Below are 17,244 nucleotides of genomic sequence, written 5' to 3'. Positions count from 1 at the left end.
CCCGGCTTAGAGCATGATGCGTTTAAATCGAACCGCCATCATGCTCTCGGTTTTGTTTTATCCCGATATTTAGCCAAAAACCGCTGAACACTTTTTGGCATATCGCTTTAGTAACCCGTGCGCCGCGACAGGGTGTTGCGCTTGTCGCGCAGCTTCTGGCGCAGGGTTTCCATCTCGGCCGTTTCCGTCGCCACCAGCAGATATTCCCGCACCTGCTCCAGGTGGTGGCGCATGGCGGCGCGTGCCGACGACGGATCGCGGCTGGCCAGGGCCTTGACGATCTGGCGGTGTTCGTCGATGCGCGCCTCACGACCGCCGCCCTGGGCGCGCGTCATGATCTGAGAGGCCAGGGGTGAGCGCGTCCGCAGGTCCCACAGGTGGTCGATCGTGTCGATCAGCGCGCTGTTGTCGGTGACGCCGGCCAGATAGTCGTGGAACTCACGATCGGCCTGCTCGCATTCGGCCTCATTGCCGCTGACCATGCGTTCGATCAGGGCGTCGAGTGCGGCGACATCGGCGTCGGTGACGGCGGCCGCGGCAACCGCGGCGGTTTCGCCTTCGATGATGATCCGCGCTTCGATCAGTTCGAAGGCGCCGACGTCGAGGTCGCGCGTCGAGCCGGCATCATTGGTGTTGCCCGCCGTTTCGGGTTCGATGACATAGATGCCCGAACCATGGCGGATTTCGACGACGCCATAGATTTCCAGGGCGATCATGGCCTCGCGCACGGTCGGCCGGCTGACTTCAAAGGTTTCAGCCAGTTCGCGTTCGGCCGGCAGCTTGTCGCCTACCCCATAGGTCCCATTGCGAATGGCCTCGACGAGTTCGTCGGCGACGCGGCGGTAGAGACGGACAGTCTTGTTGGGCGTAAGGTGCATGACATCAAAGCCGGGACGGCGACCGGAAGTTCGCCGGCGAGGTCCCGAATCCCGCCGGATGGGACCTTTCTAATCGATTTGTCGTATCAATGGCAAGGTGGTCAGGCCAGTTAAGCCGCCCATCTTACCCCTTGCCCGGCGCATAGGGGAATTCGAGCGACATGTAATACTCCAGCGGCTTTTCAGGTTCGGCCTCGCCCGCTGGCAGCGGCAGGCCCGATTTGGAGCGGAACCAGGCGATCGAGGCGTCGCGCCACCACCTGGCTTCCTTTTCCTGGATGACCAGGCTGGACGACACGGCCCGGAAGCGCTGCGGGTCGACATGGGTCTCAAGCCCCGTCCACGTCCGGCGCATGCCGCCGACCGCCTTGACGCCCTCGCCATAGGTGACGACCAAGCTGTCCCACACGGTGCGGCCATCGGGCATCTGCCAGGTCCAAGGGACATGGTGGAACCATAGCAGGTCCTTGGAATCGATCGTTTTCGGGTCAAGCCACTGCCTGGCGGCGCCGGGCGCATACTGGGCGATGGCATTGCTGCCGGTCTTCGTCCGGTTGAAGCCGATGCCGTCTTTGTCAGCCTTGGCGTAGTAGCAGGGATTCCATTCGGGGCGGCTGAGGTCGCAGACCCAGGGTCCCGGCCCATAGTGATGGCCCGTCGCCATCTGGTGGTGCAGGCCCAGCGGCGTCATGTATTTCACGACCGTTTCGCGCGACGCCATCATCATGTCGACCACGGGCGCGACAAAGGCCGGGTCATTGGTCCAGGTCATCCTCGCCCAGTCGGCGGCGATGTCGCGGCTGGAGGCGTCCGGGTTCCATGCCAGCCGGCCAAAGCCGTACCAGTCGGCCTGGTTGAAGTCCGAGCCCGTCCAGTCGCGGTCGTCGCCGATATTGGCGACACCGGCCATGCCGGTCAGGGGCGTTGCTTCGAGGACATCGGCGACCGTCAGGCGTTTCGTCTTGCCCTTGCCCTGGAAGGTGTCGGCGTCGAGCACCTCTTCGTACAGCGCCGTCGAATAGGCCAGGTGCGTCGCCTGCCCCAGATATTCCTTGGTCAGTTGCACTTCCAGCATCTGGTTGGTCTTTGGCATGGCGCCGAACAGGGGATGGAAGGGCTCACGCGGCTGGAAGTCGATGGCGCCATTCTTGATCTGCAGCAGGACGTTGGGCGCGAAGGTGCCGTCGAGCGGCTGCAATTCGCTATAGGCCTGCTTGGCGCGGTCGTCGGCGTCGTGCTCGGAATAGATGAAGGCGCGCCACATGACGATGCCGCCGTGCGGCTTCAGCGCTTCGGCCAGCATGTTGGCGCCGTCGGCGTGGCTGCGCTTGTAATCGCCCGGACCTGGCTGGCCTTCGGAATTGGCCTTCACAAGGAAGCCGCCGAAATCCGGAATCGTGGCGTAGATCTCGTCGGCCTTGGTTTTCCACCATGCCTTGACGCAAGGATCGAGCGGATCGGCGGTCGGACAGCCCTTGAGCTCAAGCGGTGCCGAGAAACGCGCAGACAGATAGACCTTCATGCCATAGGGTCTCAAGGTCTTGGCGACGGCAGCCGTCTTGGCCAGGTACGGTGCGGTCAGGCTGATCGCTTTGGAATTGACGTTGTTGAGCACCGCGCCATTGATGCCGACCGAGGCATTGGCGCGGGCATAGTCCGTGTACCGATTATCGACCAGATCGGGCAGCCGCCACCAGTCCCAGATCGAGTCCCCGGCATAGCCGCGTTCGACGTGGCCATCGAGATTGTCCCAGTGGTTGAGAACGCGGACCTGGAGCTTCGGTGCATCGGCGAGGTCGAGCCTTGACACGTCCTGGCGGGTTTGAATGAGACTCAGATAACGAAAGGCGCCGTAGAGCACGCCGACGTCGCTGTTCGCTGCGATGACTGTGACAGCATGGCCGTCGATCGTCGCCGAGCGGATCAGGAAACCTTCCTTGCCGAGCTTCGTCAGCGGCAGATTCAGGCCTTTGACAAGCAACGAACTGGCCGGCGTGCCAAGGACAATGGCGCCATCGGCCAGCGTCACGCCAACCGCCGCATCTGTGCCCAGCAGCCCTTTCAGGCCGCGCTGCAATTCAGTTTCGGCTGCATCGAGCGTCGCACCGTCCCCGCCGACAATCGCCGTCGCCAGCGGCCGGTAGCGCGCCTGCGCATCGGCATCGACCGGACGATAGCGCAGCCACAGGTCATAGCCGTCCTCGGCCCTGGCGGGCGCGGCACACGCAACTCCGGATGCCAGGGACACGGCCAGGCACAGCCCGGCAAGGGGACGAAAACGCATGAAAGCCTCCCAAGGTGTTCTTTTCCGGCAGATCAGACCATACCGTCAAAATTGGTCAGATCAAGCGCACTGTTAGCGATATCAAATCCTGGTTGCCAAAGGCCGCGCAACGGCTCAAAGTCGAATTCGTATCGATTCCTTATATTATCAACGTAATATGGACAGAATGGGGCCGAGATCACCACGTTTGTCACTTCGCATAATCCTTCGCTGCGGAGTTTTTTCCGTTTTCGGCCTTGTCTGGCTAGGTGCCAACACCGCCCGGGCCGATGATGCTTCGCCGTCGATCGAACAACTGCGCAATATGTCGATCGAAGACCTGGCTAATCTTGAGATAGTCTCTGTCTCGAAACGGCCTGAAGCGCTGAGTGAGGCCCCGGCGGCCGCCTATATTATCACCCAGGAAGACATACGTCGGTCGGGCGTTACCAGTCTGCCGGAAATCCTGCGCCTGGCGCCCAATCTCGAAGTCGCCCGCATCAACGCCTATAGCTGGACGGTGACGGCGCGTGGATTTAACTCGCCGGAAACGGCGAACAAGCTGCTGGTCCTGGTCGACGGCCGCAGCGTTTATGAACCTATCGGATCCGGGATAGTCTGGTCCCAGGTCAATGTGGCTCCCGACAATATAGAGCGCATCGAAGTCATCAGTGGTCCCGGTGGCACGCTGTGGGGCGCCAATGCGGTCAACGGTGTCATCAACATCATCACCAAGGACGCCGGTGGCGCGCAAGGCTTTGTCGCCCGCGCCGCCATGGGCGTGTACAAACGCCAGCTGACGCTCGGCTATGGCGGGCGGCTGAATGAGACCGTGACCTATCGCGTCTTTGCCGATGCCTTCCGGGTCGGCGAAACCAAAGCCGTCGATGCCGGCGTACCATCGGATGCCATTGACGGTGTCCATGGCGGCTTTCGCATCGATGGGGTCAGTGACGTTTCTACCTGGACCCTCAAAGGCAATGCGTACAGCAACACTATTAAAGACGGTGGTGGCGACTTTAGCGGTTATGATCTGAATGCCGGCTGGTCACGCGCGCTTGAGGACGGCTCGACCCTGGCTGTCAATGGCTACGTGGACCACAATGAACGCAGCGACCCCAGCCTGGATGAAAGCCGTTACACCCTGAACGTCGATGTCCAGCACACCCTGGCCCAGCGCGGACGGCACCGCATTGTCTGGGGCGGCGAAGTACGCAACTGGTGGGAAGACTTCAATTCCTACAACATTTTCCACTTTGCTGAACCCAAAACAACCATCGCCCTGGGGTCGATTTTCGCACAGGATGAGATCGCGCTGAAGTCCAACCTGAAGCTGACATTAGGACTGAAAGCCGAGTACAATTCCTATTCCGGCTTTGACTGGCTGCCCAATGTCCGTGTCGCCTGGCACCCGAACAAACATAATATGGCCTGGGCTGCCGTGTCGCGCGCAGTGCGCACACCCAATCGTATCGAACGTGAGCTCCAGGCCACCGGGGTGCTTGTTCCCTCGCCAGATTACGGCTCCGAAACCTTGACTGCCTTTGAAACCGGCTGGCGGTCCCAGCCGCTGGAGCGCATGTCCTACTCGCTGTCGGCCTTCTATAATCTGTACGACGACCTGCGCACAGCCGGCATCACGCCTGTCACTGTCCTGCCGTTGGTGATTGAAAACGGCGCCAGGGGGACGACCTATGGCCTGGAAGGCTGGACCCGGTACGAGGTGGCGCCGGGCTGGCGGATCAGCGCAGGTTTCAACCTGCTGCACAAGGATTTCGAGCTGAAGCCGGGCTATACCTTCGATCTCTATGGAACCTTCTTTGGCCAGGACCCGTCCTACCAGGCGCAGATCCGGTCGGAATGGAATATAACGGACGCGGTCGAACTGGATGCGTGGTTGCGAACCGTCGGCGAGATCGACTCCGCGCCGGTGCCCGGCTACACAGAACTCAACCTTCGCCTGGGCTGGCGTATTCGCGATAATCTAGACCTGTCGATCAACGGCGCAAACCTGCTCAATCCGCGCCATCTGGAAGCCTACGATCCATCAACTACCGCACCGCGTTATGTCGGCCGATCGTTATTTGCTTCGCTGCGTTATGGTTTTTGACAATGGCGCGCCGCCGCACATGGTTGCGTAAAGCAGCGATATGCCTGATGGCGGCTTCAGCCCCGTCGGTAGCGATCCCGGCGCCAACTCAGCCATCGCAGCTGGCTACTGCCGTCAAGGCGACCTATCTTTACAAGCTTGCGCCGTTTGTGGAATGGCCAGCAAGCGATACCAGCAAACCATTCTCCATTTGCGTGGTCGGTCCGGATCCCTTCGGCCTTTTGCTCGATAATGCCGTTGCGGGACAGGCGTATGACGGTCGGCCCCTTGCCGTGGTACGTATGGCGGTCCTGGATAAGGCGGAGACCTGTAGCGTTGTTTATGCGGGCGGGTCACAGCAACAGGTCGCCGCGACGCTCCGCGCCGCCGAAGGGCATCCTGTCCTGACCGTCACCGACAGTGGCCACGCCGGCGGCATGGTCGACTTCACCCTTCATCAGGGCAAGGTTCGCTTCCGCATCGATCAGGCCGCTGCGGAAGCCAGTGGGCTGACGATCAGCTCCAAGCTTCTCAGTCTTGCCCTGTCGGTGAAAACCGCGAAGGGATGGTCATGAGCATGGCCCCGTCCTATCTCGCGCGCCGCCGCGGCGTTATTGTGGGTGTCAGCCTTCTTCTGCTGATCCTGACCAGTATCGCGCTCGCCGTCTATACCGAAAGCCGCCACCAGACCCAGATCCGCCAGGCCGCGACCGTCCAGGCGCGTGTCCTGGCCGACTCGGTGACCGCCGCCCTGGCCTTTGACGAGATCAATGAGGTTGGCCGCTATACGACGGCCCTGCGCGCCAATCCCGATATCGAGGTCGTTGCGGTCTTCGACGAGGCCGGACGGCTGGTGGCGCATTACGGCGACGAGGACATCCCGAGCCAGCTTGCGCAGCTTGACGCCCAGGCTCCCCAGGATGTGATTGCCGTGCGCGAGCCCGTCGCCGAAAACGGCGTGCCGCTGGGCACCGTCTACTTCCGCGTCCGGAGCGAGACTGTGGGCGCCCGTATCGCGCGGTATAGCGGCGCCGGCTTGCTGGTGCTGATGGCGTCGCTGATGCTGGCCGTCATGGCGATCGACACACGGGCCCTGGCGCGCGGCAATGACCGCCTCAAGGCCGAAATGATCGAGCGCGAACGCGCCGAGGCCGCGCTGCGCCAGAGCCAGAAGATGGAAGCCGTCGGGCGTCTCACTGGCGGAATAGCTCACGATTTCAACAATATGCTAGCCGTCATCATTGGCAATCTCGACCTGTTCGTCCGCCGTTATCCCGACGCTGACCCCAAAATGCTGCGTTTTGTTGCAGGGTCCCAGGACGCAGCAAAGCGCGCCGCGACCCTGACCCAGCGCCTGCTCGCCTTTTCGCGCCGCCAGCCGCTCGACCCCAAGGCAACCGATGTTGGCCGGTCAGTCGCCGACATGTCGGAACTGCTGGGCCGGACGCTAGGCGAAACAATCTCGATCGAAACCGTGCGCGCCACTGGCCTGTGGCAGGCACACATAGATGCCGGCCAGCTGGAAACCGCTCTCGTCAATCTGGCTGTCAATGCGCGCGATGCCATGCCCGCCGGCGGCAAGCTGACGATCGAGACTTCGAACGCTTTTCTCGATCAGGATTATGCCGGAGCACACGACGAGGTCGCACCGGGACAGTATGTTCTGATTACCGTCACCGACACCGGCAGCGGCATCGCGCCCGACATACTTGAGCGCGTCTTCGAGCCCTTCTTCACCACCAAGCCAACGGGGCTTGGCACCGGCCTCGGTCTCAGCCAGGTCCATGGCTTTGTCAAGCAGTCGGGCGGCCATATCAGCCTGCACAGCGAGGTCGGCCGCGGCACGACAATCAAGCTCTACCTGCCGCGCAGCAAGGACATCCCCGCCGCTGCGCCCATTGCCGTGTCCGCGCAAAAGGACCAGATCGACCGCCGCAGCCAGACCGTCCTGGTCGTCGATGACGAAGTCGGCGTGCGCGACTTCGCTGCCGCCGCACTCGCCGAGCTGGGCTATGACGTAATGAGCGCCGCCGATGCCGACCAGGCGCTGAGGATCGTCGAGGACAATGCCAAGGTCGATATCCTGCTGACCGATGTCGTCATGCCGGGCCGCAGCGGCCGCGAACTGGCCGACGCCGTGCAGAAGCGCAAACCGTCGGTGCGCGTGCTGTACATGACCGGCTATACGCAAAATGCCATCGTGCACAACGGCGTGCTCGACTCCGGCACCAACCTGATCTCGAAGCCCTTCACGATCAGCCAGCTTGAACATGAACTCGACGCGCTGGCCGAGCGCTAAAGCTTATAGGCGCATGCCAGCTCGGTGAATGCCGCAACCTGCCCGGCCTGCCAGGCAGCATCATGGCCGAGCTCGGCGGCCATCAATTCCGCAACGCGCGGCGCAGCATTTATTGCAGCATTGGCGTCGAGAAACAGCATCCGCAGGCGCCGCGCCAGCACATCCTCCACGCTCCGCGCCTGTTCGTGACGAACGGCCCAGAGCACCTCCGCCTCGACATACGGAAGCCCGATATGCAGCAGGGCTGCCGCGCCCGGCAGGGCACGTATCTGCCCGGCATCGGAGCCATGGACGCGCCAGTGATCGTCATCGGCTGTGGTCGTCCACCCGTGCAGATGCAGGCTTTCTGTCCGGCTGGGCTTAAGCGTCAGACCGGCCTCAGCGGCGGCGCGATCGACCACGTCCTGGCCCATGCGGCGGCAGGTCGTCCACTTTCCACCGGTCAGGGTCACCAGGCCTGACTCCGACACGACGATGACGTGGTCGCGCGCCAGCTTTTTACTGTCCTTGGCGGTTGTGTCGCGAACCAACGGGCGCAGGCCCGCAAAGACGCTCAATACGTCCTCGCGCTTAGGTGCAGGGCGCAAATAGGCCGAAGCCGTGCGCAGGATGAAGTCGATCTCTTCTTCCAGAGGCCTGGGCTCCAATTCTATATCCAGCACCGCCGTATCGGTCGTCCCGATCAGGGTTCGGCCGTGCCACGGTACGGCAAACAGCACGCGGCCGTCTTCGGTGCGCGGCACCATCAAAGCCGCATCGCCCGGCAGGAAGCCCCGGCCGACGACGATATGCACACCCTGGCTTGGCGACAGCAAAGGCTTGGCGGTTCGATCGTCGAGATGACGGACCGTGTCGGCGAAAATGCCGGTCGCATTGATGACGACGCGGGCGCGCGCCTCATGCCCCTGCCCGGTTTCGGCGTCGGCAAACCGCACACCGGTGACCCGGCCATCGGTCTTGATCAGCGCAGTCACGGGTGCAGCATTGAGCGCGACACCGCCCGCGTCCTCAAGTGAGCGCATGAGGGTGATGGCCAGCCGGCTGTCGTCGAACTGGGCATCGAAATAGAGAACGCCACCCAGCAGGCCATCGGGCTTCAGAGTCGCCATGTGCGCCAAAGCCGCCTTGCGATCGAGTATCCGGCTTGAGCGCAGATTCAGGGTCCCGGCCAGCAGGTCGTAAAGCTTCAGGCCGGTGGCGTAAAACGGCAACCGCCAGGCCTGATAGGCCGCGATCAGAAAGCCGAGATCGCGAACCAGATGCGGCGCATTGCGTTTCAGGATGCCGCGTTCGTGCAGCGACTCCCTCACCAGCCGGACATTGCCCTGCGCCAGATAGCGTACACCGCCGTGGACCAGTTTGGTCGAGCGGCTGCTGGTGCCCTTGGCGTAGTCGTGCGCCTCCAGCAACAGAACAGACGCGCCGCGCGTGGCAGCTTCCAACGCGGTCGCCAGGCCCGAAGCCCCGCCACCGATAACTACGACGTCCCAGACACGATCGACGGTCGCCGCCTCGAGGATTTCGGCGCGTGGATCGGTCACTGGTCCCAACCTGCGCTGCGGCGCACGGCCTCACGCCAGCGGCCCATGCGCTCGGCGCGTTCATCACTGCCCATATTGGGCTCGAACCTGCGATCGACCTGCCACTGACTGGCCAGGGCTTCGGGCGAGTCCCAATAGCCGACCGCCAGTCCGGCGAGATAGGCCGCACCCAGGGCTGTCGTCTCAACAATCTTCGGCCGCACCACCGGCACGCCCAGAATATCCGCCTGGAACTGCATGGTCAGGTTATTGGCGCTGCCGCCACCATCAACGCGTAGTTCCTGAAGATCGATGCCGCTGTCGGCCTGCATGGCCTCCAGCACCTCGGCGGACTGAAAAGCGACGGCCTCTAACGTGGCGCGGGCAATATGCGCCTTGGTCGACCCGCGCGTCAGGCCCAGCAGCGTGCCGCGGGCGTGTGGGTCCCAGTACGGCGTGCCCAGACCGACAAAGGCCGGGACGAAATAGACGCCGTCAGAGGTTTCGACAGATCTTGCCAGAGGCTCGATTTCGGACGACGACCGAATGATACCCAGGCCATCGCGCAGCCACTGCACAGCGGCGCCAGCAATGAACACCGAACCTTCCAGCGCATAGGTGCGTTTGTCCGACATCTCCCAGGCCAGCGTGGTCAGAAGTTTGTTGCGGCTAGGCACGGCTTCATCGGCGGTGTTCATCAGCATGAAACAGCCGGTGCCATAGGTGTTCTTGGCCATGCCGCGCTGGGTGCAGATCTGCCCGAAAGTCGCCGCCTGCTGATCACCCGCCATGCCGGCAATGGGTATGCGCACGCCCAGCAAGCCCTCGGCGGTGCGGCCATAGACTTCGCTGTTAGGCCGAACCTCGGGCAAGAGGCTTTTCGGTACATTCAGTATACGGAGCAACTCATCATCCCATTTGCCGGTATGGATGTCGTACATCAGTGTGCGGCTGGCGTTCGAGGCATCGGTTATGTGCAGCTCGCCACCGGTCAGGTTCCACACCAGCCAACTATCGATCGTGCCAAAGGCCAGTTCGCCGCGCTCGGCTTTGGCACGCGCCCCTTCGACATTGTCGAGCAGCCAGCGCACCTTGGTGCCGCTGAAATAGGAATCGAGCAGCAGGCCGGTCTTCTGCTGAAACACCGGCTCGTGGCCGGCGGCGCGCAACGCTTCGCAATCGGCCGCCGTGCGCCGGTCCTGCCAGACGATGGCGTTGTGGATCGGCTTACCTGTGGCACGGTCCCAGATGATCGTTGTCTCACGCTGGTTGGTGACGCCGATGGCCGCGATGTCGGACGCCTTCAGCCCCGCCCCGGCCAGCGCCTCGCCAGCGACACCGATCTGTGTGCTCCAGATTTCGCGCGCGTCGTGCTCGACCCAGCCCGGTTGCGGGAATATCTGCCGAAACTCTTTTTGCGCGACACGACAGATATTGCCGTCGCGGTCGAAGACAATGGCGCGGCTGGAGGTCGTGCCCTGATCGAAGGCAAGGATATATTCCGGCACAGCAAGACCTCCCTAAACGCTTCCAGCGAGTTTGGAGAGATTGCCGGCCGTAGTCAAATCACTGAGTAGGCCCTCACTGAGCAGGTCCTTGGGCGATCAGGTCGCGACGCAGGTCCGGCGCCACCTTGGCCAGCTCGCGCGTCACCAGCGCCGCAAAGACATCGGCGCCATTGCGGCCGACGTGGGTGTAGTCGAAGCTGAGCTTCGCCTGCCCCATTGGCTCGGTGGCATCGCGGATTTGCGCTTCGGTCAGCGGCGCCGCATTGGGCATCGGCGCGACACCTGTCTGCGCCGCGATGGTCGTGCCGGTCTTGCCGGCCTCAAGCACCTGCTGCGACGGCGGCTTCTGGGCATAGGCCATGGAGCCGACAGGCCCGGCTGCCTTCACGGCCTCCTGCGAGCGCGCATAGAGGTCGACCAGCGGCACATTCATCTCGGTTGCCACCTTACGCGTCGCTTCGGCCCATGGCGCAAGATCGTCCTGAAGCTTGCCATTCTCAAAACCCCGGCGCGTCAAAGGCGTGACCAGAACCGGAACCGCACCGGCGGCGCGCACGTCTTCGATATAACGTTTCAGGTTTTGCGGAAATTCTGTGACGAGGTCTGTCGAACGGCCTGGCTTTCCCGGCTGGTCGTTATGGCCGAACTGGATCAGCACCCAGGTCTGGGCAAAGCCGCCGGACTTCATTTCAGCCAAGGCGATGTCCCACGAGCCTTCAGCGCGATAGTTGAAGCTGGAGCGCCCACCGCGCGCCAGGTTCACGCAGGTGACGAAGGAACTGAGGTGATGGCTGCAGAAGCTTGGCCCCCAGCCACCGAGGACGGCCACGGTCGAGTCGCCGACCAGGATGACTTTCTTGGCGGTGATCTTCCTGACCTGAGCACGCGCCTCGGCATCGGTCAGGACCGGCGTGGCCGGTGTCGTCTGTGCCATGGCGGGTGAGGCAAGCGCAGCCAACGCGCCAACACATACAGCGGCTTTAAGAAATCGTGTCATAGGTCTCTACCTCGTCAGCCAGTTGAGTGCATTGATCAGGTACCGCTTCTGCAGCGGCGCCACCATGTCGGGCAGGCGATGGACGATGATCCGAGTGCCTGCCTTTTCGACGGTGAAAGTCGCCGCGCCATTGTAGCGATCGTGGTCGCGGCTGTAGGCGGCGATGACCTCGATGCCGTCGCCCGAGATTAGCAGGCCGTTGGACGGCTCGCCCGGGATCTGGTGCAGGACGCTGGTTGCCTGATCCGCCGGGATGCCGTCGAACAGGGCGTGGGCGCGCAGATAGTTCCAGTTGCCCATCCACGGCGCGCGCAGGTTTCCGACCTGTCCGGAATAGCGGAACAGTTGCAGAGCGGCCAGTTGCTTCGCCACGCCGTCGGCCAGGCCATCTTCCGGCACCATAGCCAGCAGCGGTGTGCCGGATTGGATGGCCTTGAGCAGATCGGCCGGCAGTTCACCCGGGACGATGATGGGCTTTTCGCCCTTCTTCGGCTGGGCTTCCAGGCCGGTCTGTTCGGCGATCTGACGACGCTCGATCTCTTCGGCTTTAAGACCCGAAGCAATGATGGCGTCATATTTTATGCCCGCCTTGAAGTCTTCGAACGCCACCCCGTCTACCTGCGCCAACTGGGCGCGGAAAGATTTGGCGACGCCCGAGACAGCGATGCGTAGGGCCTTCTTGAACGCCGGCTTCGTATCCGTCACCCATATCTCGCGCGTGAACGGCGAGGTCCACGCCCCTACCAGTTCCAACTGGATCTTGTGCAGACCCGGTTGTGTCAGGGCCGGCGTCATGACCTTTTCGGCCAGCAGGTAGCTGAACTGATCGGGCACGTGATGTGGCACCGGATAGATGGCGATCTCGACCGACTTGCCGTCCGGCGTCACCAGGCTGAGCTTCAGCGTACCCGTAAGCTGGCGGTCGGTGTCGTTGAGTAGCCAGATATCAAGCTCGGCCGTTTCACCCGCCGCGAAAGCCAGCTTGCGCGTCTTGGCGACCGGGCGGACGGGCAGCAGGCTTGACTTGATCAGGTCGGGATTGGCCTTGAAATAGCGCAGGTTATCGACAATGCCGGAATGGTTTTCGATCGCCGTTGTTTCCCAGCCGGAGATGGCCGCGATATCCACGCTGTCGCCGATACGGATATTCTCGCAATAGTGCTGCCAGGCGTCGTAGGCCTTGCGACCGACCGACAGGAACAGGCTTTCCGTTGTCGGGAAGGCTTTGCGGAAGTTCCATTTATCGAGATATTCCGAAGTGTTGGCAACGATGATCTTGTGGTCTTCCAAGTCGTAGGACTTGCCGCCACGGCTGAGGATATCGGCGACCATCTTGACGTGATTGTCGGCGACCGCGCAGCCCTGCATTTCGCCGAATTCGACGATGAACGGCTTGCCCGGCTGATAGTGGATATAGTTGTCCTTGCCCTGATAGAACTTGTCGTACCACTGATCGCCGGCGCCCTGATGGTTTACCCACCAGCCGCCCCACTCTTCGACGTCCGAGCGATAGTAGTGATCGCTGTACGGCAGGTACATGGCTTGCGCTGCGCCGCGCGCAACAAAGCCGTCATTGAGAATGACGGTGCGCGACGGATCGGTATCGTGGATCGCCTTCAAAACCGCCTGCACGTCGGGATTGGCCACGTCGGCACCGATCTCGTTTTGCAGCGTATAATGCGCCAGGGACGGGTGTGAGCGGAAGGCCTTGGCCATGGCGACGCACTTTTCGACCATGAAGGCGCGGCTGAAGATATCGGCCTCGGACAGGGTCTCGCCGGGCTTCAGATCCCTGGCAATAGCATGGCGGCCGCCGCCGGGTTCCATGACACGCAACAGGCCAAGCTCGTCCTGCGCGGTAAAGACATCGCGCTTGCCGACATTGCGGTGGGCGTGCAGCGTGTTGAGCCCCAGCGCCTTGGCGGCATCGACTTCGCGACGGGACAACTCTGGCGTCGGCCACATGCCGTTGTAGCCCCAATAGCCCCACGAGATGGCGGAATAGAGCTTGATGCGCTTGCCGTTCAGCCGTAGCAGGGCGTTGGTGCCGAGACCATCGACGGCGAACCAGCGGAAGCCGAAACGGACGTCCTTCGTGTCCTTGCCCCAGGTAAAGCGCAGGCGATAAAGGTTGCGGCTCTCCATATCCCACAGCTTCGCCGCCGGCGCCGAGACGCGGAAGCGTACGGTTGCGACACCATTGGTGATGGACTGGTGCTCGACGGTAATGTCGGCCGCCTGTGGACGGCCCTGATCGTCAAGCAATACGGCTTTTGTTGCACTCTTTTTTGCGGTGCTGAGCGCGACTTCCATATGGCCGGTGACGACCTTGGCATCCGGCGTATTCAGCACCCAGGCGTCGCGAATGTGGTGGTCGAGCGGATGGACGCTCAAGCTCATGCCGCGATCGAGCCCGCCAAAACCATGCGAAGCAAACAATTTCAGCTTGCCCCACATCATGGTCGTCGAGTCGCGCCAGTCGTAGCGCCCGCCTGGATTGGTGATGCGGATCGCCAGCCGGTTGGCCTGGCCTGGTTTCATGGCGTCGGTGAGGTCGCAGTCGAGCGGCAGCTCCGACATGATCGAATAGCCGACCAGCTGTTCATTCAGAAACACCTCGGCCCTGAGCCGTGCCCCACGGATGTGCAGCAGGACGCGTTTGCCCTTTGCGCTGGCGGGAATGTCTATGTTTCGCCACCACCACGACACGCCCGTATAGGCGCCATACTGCGGCACGTCGTCGTCGTCGGCATAGCGGTACTCATCGCCCGTATAGGGCCGCAGGCCAAAACAGCCCCAGAAATGCTGCTCGACGGTCGCAGGAAGCGTCACCGTGGCTTCAGGCTTTAAAGCCCCCCAGCCGCCGGTCGGCCCATTCACCGGTAGGGTCTTGAGATCGGCCTGCGACGGCAGGTGGATGACATCGTCCTTCCACGACGCCTGTTTGTCGATCCACAGGTTCCAGCCTTCGTCGGGCACGGTGAGCCCAGATTGCTGCGCCTGGACGGGTGCAGCAATTGCCGCAGCCCCTACGCCCGCTGCGCCTAAAAATCCGCGTCTGCTGAGTTCGGTCATTTTACATCTCCGATCCAGCTGCGATCCGGGAAGACGGCCTCAATCCGCCACTTGGCTGCGGATTCGGCCGTCAGCATGTCAGCCCAGAAGACACGCGCCTTATCGTTAGCGCCCGGTCCGGTCGAACCGTATTCAGCAAAGTGTGCCGTCGCATAGGTTTCCGTCTTGCCGGGCGTCCATTCGCGCCAGCCTTCCGGATGGATGCGGCCTTCGATCTTCGTATTGAGAAAGACAACCTGGGCATAGGGACGCCAGGCGCGGCCGAAATAGTAGGTACCGTCGCCGGCTGTCGTCACCGTGCAGTGATCGAAGACGTAGGCCGTGGTTTCGATCGCGGCCGTGCGGCTATGGGCGGTGATAAAGGCGCCTTCGCGGGCGATGATATGGATGGCGCAGCGGTCAAAGAAGGCCAGGCCATTGCCGAAAATGAAGTCGACATGACCTTCGATATAGCAGTCGCGATAATACTGGCGGCTGGGTTGGATCGGCTTCTTGCTGGCGGCGTAGAGCGTATCCTGTGCACCCAGCAGGCGCACCTTGGTCAGCACGGCACGATCGGACGTCAGATAGAGCGCGACCGCCTGCGACGGTTCCGGATTATTGAGATGATAGTCGTTCTGCATCGTCAGGTTATGCGCGCGGAAGCCGTCGCCTGTGACGGCGAAGGACGCCGACTTGCCGGTGCCGCCAGCCATCTTGGCGCTGTCACCCCAGACCAGCACGACATCTTCGGGGTTTTTGCCGGTGCCGATGAGGTGGACGTCGGTCTTCGACAGCGACCACTTCTCGCGATAGGTGCCAGGCGCGATCTCGACCGTCCCGCCGGTATCCGGCAGGGCTGCCAGGGCCTCGGTCACAGTCTTGTACTGCGACGGCACACGCACCGACGGGCGGGATTGCGCCCACGACGGCGGGGACGCGACGGCGGCCACGGCGGCCACCGCCCCAATGAACAGACGACGGGTAATCATCCTACAGCGCCTTGTACTTGAAGTTTTTAAAGCGCGCTTCGCCGGTGCCCGCAGCATAGAAGGCGGGCTTAAGCATCAGGAAACCACCGCGAACATTGTGATGGTAGCCGGAAACCTCCATGCCGCGATCAAAGCGTTTCCAGGTCTGACCGTCGCTCGACGTATGGAAGCTGACGATGTGGCGATTATTGCGCAACCGCATAAGCATGCGCTGGCCATATGGATTGGCCGGACGGCCGCGTTCGATGCCGTACTGGTGGGTGATGAAGCGGTCCTTGTCGAAGCCAAGGCCACCATAGAGCTTCTGATCGTAGAAAAGCAGCAGGCCGGCGCGCGCGCCTTCGTCGATCTCGATCTCCATCTCGATCTCATAGGCCGGGTCGCCGACGACAGTCGTCAGCACTGACGACGACGACGGTGCCTCGCCCGTCGCCTTGAGGTGCAGGACTCCGCCCTCGCGGCGGATGCGGTCAGCCTCATCGGCGGCCGGATTGAAAAAATTCCACTGGATGCCGTACTTGTCGGTCGAGAAGTCGTCCGACAGCGCCATACCGTGAGCCAAGGCGCCGCCATGCGGCTTGCCGCCCTTAGGCTTATTGATTGGCATCGACAGGTCACCGCCGGCAAAGTCGAACCAACCGTCCTTGCTCCACGTGACCGGCGCCAGCAGCGTCTGGCGGCCCAGCGTCCAGAAGCCATTTTCATAGCCGTGATAGACGCCCCACCAGTCGGGTTCTCCAGATTCTTTGGCAGGCCCTTCGACCAGCGTTGCGTGGCCACGCGACCACCACTTTTCCTCAAGCGAGGTTGTGCGGACCAGAGGGTTGCGCGGATGCTGTTCCCACGGTCCGTTGATCGACTTTGACCGCGCAGCAATGACCATGTGACCGGTCGGCGGACCGGCCGTGCCGCCGACAGCCAGGATCAGATAATAGTAGTCACCGTGGCGGGTGACCTTGGGGCCTTCTGGCGCGAAGCCTTCGACGTCCCAGTCGTCAGGGTAGCGCCACGGATCGTAGACGTGTTCAGGCTCACTGACGCGCACCAAGCCGTCATCCGACAGGCGCACGCGATCTCCGCCCGACAGGAAGAGCCAGCGCGATCCGTCCTCGCCGACGGCATGGCCTGGATCGATATGGGCGGGCAGATCGAGATCAATCGGATCCGACCACGGTCCCTTGATATTATCCGCCCAGATCACCCACGACGTTGTCTTCGAGTCCGGCCCAGAGGTCTTCTTGGTCGGGATATAGAGGAAGTAGCGGCCCTTGTGCTTGCAGAGTTCCGGCGCCCAGACCGAGCCGATATTGCGCGTAAGCGCCGGGCCGATGGGTTGCCAGTTCACCAGGTCCTTCGAATGCCAGATGATCAGGCCGGGATAGGCGTCGAAGGTCGAAAACGTCATGTAGTAGTCGGAACCGTCCTTCAGAATCGACGGATCGGGATGGTCGCCGGCCATGATCGGATTAAGGAAGGTACCATTGCCAAGATCAGCCCTGCGCTGGCCTTCCACGCCTTTGGCCCAGGTCACAGGTGTCTCTGCCGCTGAGGGCCTGGATGCAGCCTCGGCGGCGGATGCGCCGAATAACAGCGCTCCCAGACTGAAGGTTTTCAATGCGTCGCGGCGGTTCGCTGACATTCGGC

At 62.4% G+C, this 17,244-nt stretch carries 11 protein-coding genes; 3 read left to right on the top strand and 8 right to left on the bottom strand.

Annotated elements, in window-relative coordinates; all coding sequences use genetic code 11:
• Positions 1-107: 107 nt before the first annotated feature.
• Positions 108-878, bottom strand: a complete 771-nt coding sequence (locus AC1DON_RS06135) for a FadR/GntR family transcriptional regulator (protein WP_476933872.1) — start codon at positions 876-878, stop codon at positions 108-110.
• Positions 879-1,002: 124 nt separating this feature from the next.
• Positions 1,003-3,162: an alpha-glucuronidase family glycosyl hydrolase gene (locus AC1DON_RS06130; protein WP_476933871.1), complete on the bottom strand. Its 2,160-nt coding sequence runs from the start codon at positions 3,160-3,162 to the stop codon at positions 1,003-1,005.
• Positions 3,163-3,349: 187 nt separating this feature from the next.
• Between AC1DON_RS06130 and AC1DON_RS06125 the strand changes: the two genes are divergently transcribed.
• From AC1DON_RS06125 to AC1DON_RS06115, 3 genes are read left to right on the top strand one after another with little or no spacing between them, the layout of a single operon-like run.
• On the top strand, positions 3,350-5,251 hold the full coding sequence (locus AC1DON_RS06125) for a TOL_0244 family TonB-dependent receptor (protein ID WP_476933870.1): 1,902 nt from the start codon (positions 3,350-3,352) through the stop codon (positions 5,249-5,251).
• A gap of 2 nt (positions 5,252-5,253) precedes the next feature.
• Positions 5,254-5,805, top strand: a complete 552-nt coding sequence (locus tag AC1DON_RS06120) for a TOL_0243 family YfiR-like periplasmic protein (RefSeq protein ID WP_476933869.1) — start codon at positions 5,254-5,256, stop codon at positions 5,803-5,805.
• Positions 5,802-7,529: an ATP-binding protein gene (locus AC1DON_RS06115; RefSeq protein ID WP_476933868.1), complete on the top strand. Its 1,728-nt coding sequence runs from the start codon at positions 5,802-5,804 to the stop codon at positions 7,527-7,529. Before AC1DON_RS06120 ends, AC1DON_RS06115 begins: the two co-directional genes overlap by 4 nt.
• On the opposite strand, the gene AC1DON_RS06110 is transcribed toward AC1DON_RS06115, so the two are convergent.
• The 6 genes from AC1DON_RS06110 to AC1DON_RS06085 all read right to left on the bottom strand — a co-directional run bounded on the left by AC1DON_RS06110 (position 7,526) and on the right by AC1DON_RS06085 (position 17,239).
• Positions 7,526-9,070 carry a glycerol-3-phosphate dehydrogenase/oxidase gene (locus tag AC1DON_RS06110; RefSeq protein ID WP_476933867.1) on the bottom strand — a complete coding sequence of 515 codons (1,545 nt, stop codon included), beginning with the start codon at positions 9,068-9,070 and terminating at the stop codon, positions 7,526-7,528. The genes AC1DON_RS06115 and AC1DON_RS06110 overlap by 4 nt on opposite strands.
• Positions 9,067-10,557, bottom strand: a complete 1,491-nt coding sequence (glpK, locus tag AC1DON_RS06105; protein ID WP_476933866.1) for a glycerol kinase GlpK — start codon at positions 10,555-10,557, stop codon at positions 9,067-9,069. Before glpK ends, AC1DON_RS06110 begins: the two co-directional genes overlap by 4 nt.
• 73 nt (positions 10,558-10,630) lie before the next feature.
• The gene (locus AC1DON_RS06100; protein WP_476933865.1) at positions 10,631-11,554 is read right to left on the bottom strand and encodes a rhamnogalacturonan acetylesterase; all 924 of its coding nucleotides are present in this window, start codon (positions 11,552-11,554) and stop codon (positions 10,631-10,633) included.
• A gap of 6 nt (positions 11,555-11,560) precedes the next feature.
• Positions 11,561-14,629, bottom strand: coding sequence for a twin-arginine translocation signal domain-containing protein (locus AC1DON_RS06095; protein WP_476933864.1), 3,069 nt, complete (start codon positions 14,627-14,629; stop codon positions 11,561-11,563).
• Entirely contained in the window at positions 14,626-15,600 is a 975-nt protein-coding gene (locus tag AC1DON_RS06090) for a pectinesterase family protein (RefSeq protein ID WP_476933863.1), read from the bottom strand. The genes AC1DON_RS06095 and AC1DON_RS06090 overlap by 4 nt, the downstream gene beginning before the upstream one ends.
• 1 nt (position 15,601) lies before the next feature.
• The gene (locus tag AC1DON_RS06085; protein ID WP_476933862.1) at positions 15,602-17,239 is read right to left on the bottom strand and encodes a family 43 glycosylhydrolase; all 1,638 of its coding nucleotides are present in this window, start codon (positions 17,237-17,239) and stop codon (positions 15,602-15,604) included.
• Between the last annotated feature and the right edge of the window lie 5 nt (positions 17,240-17,244).

The sequence above is a fragment of the Asticcacaulis sp. P4_H10 genome, assembly GCF_056400965.1.
The sequence above is the reverse complement of the archived record's forward strand: the minus strand, read 5'-3'. Positions and strand labels throughout refer to the sequence as shown.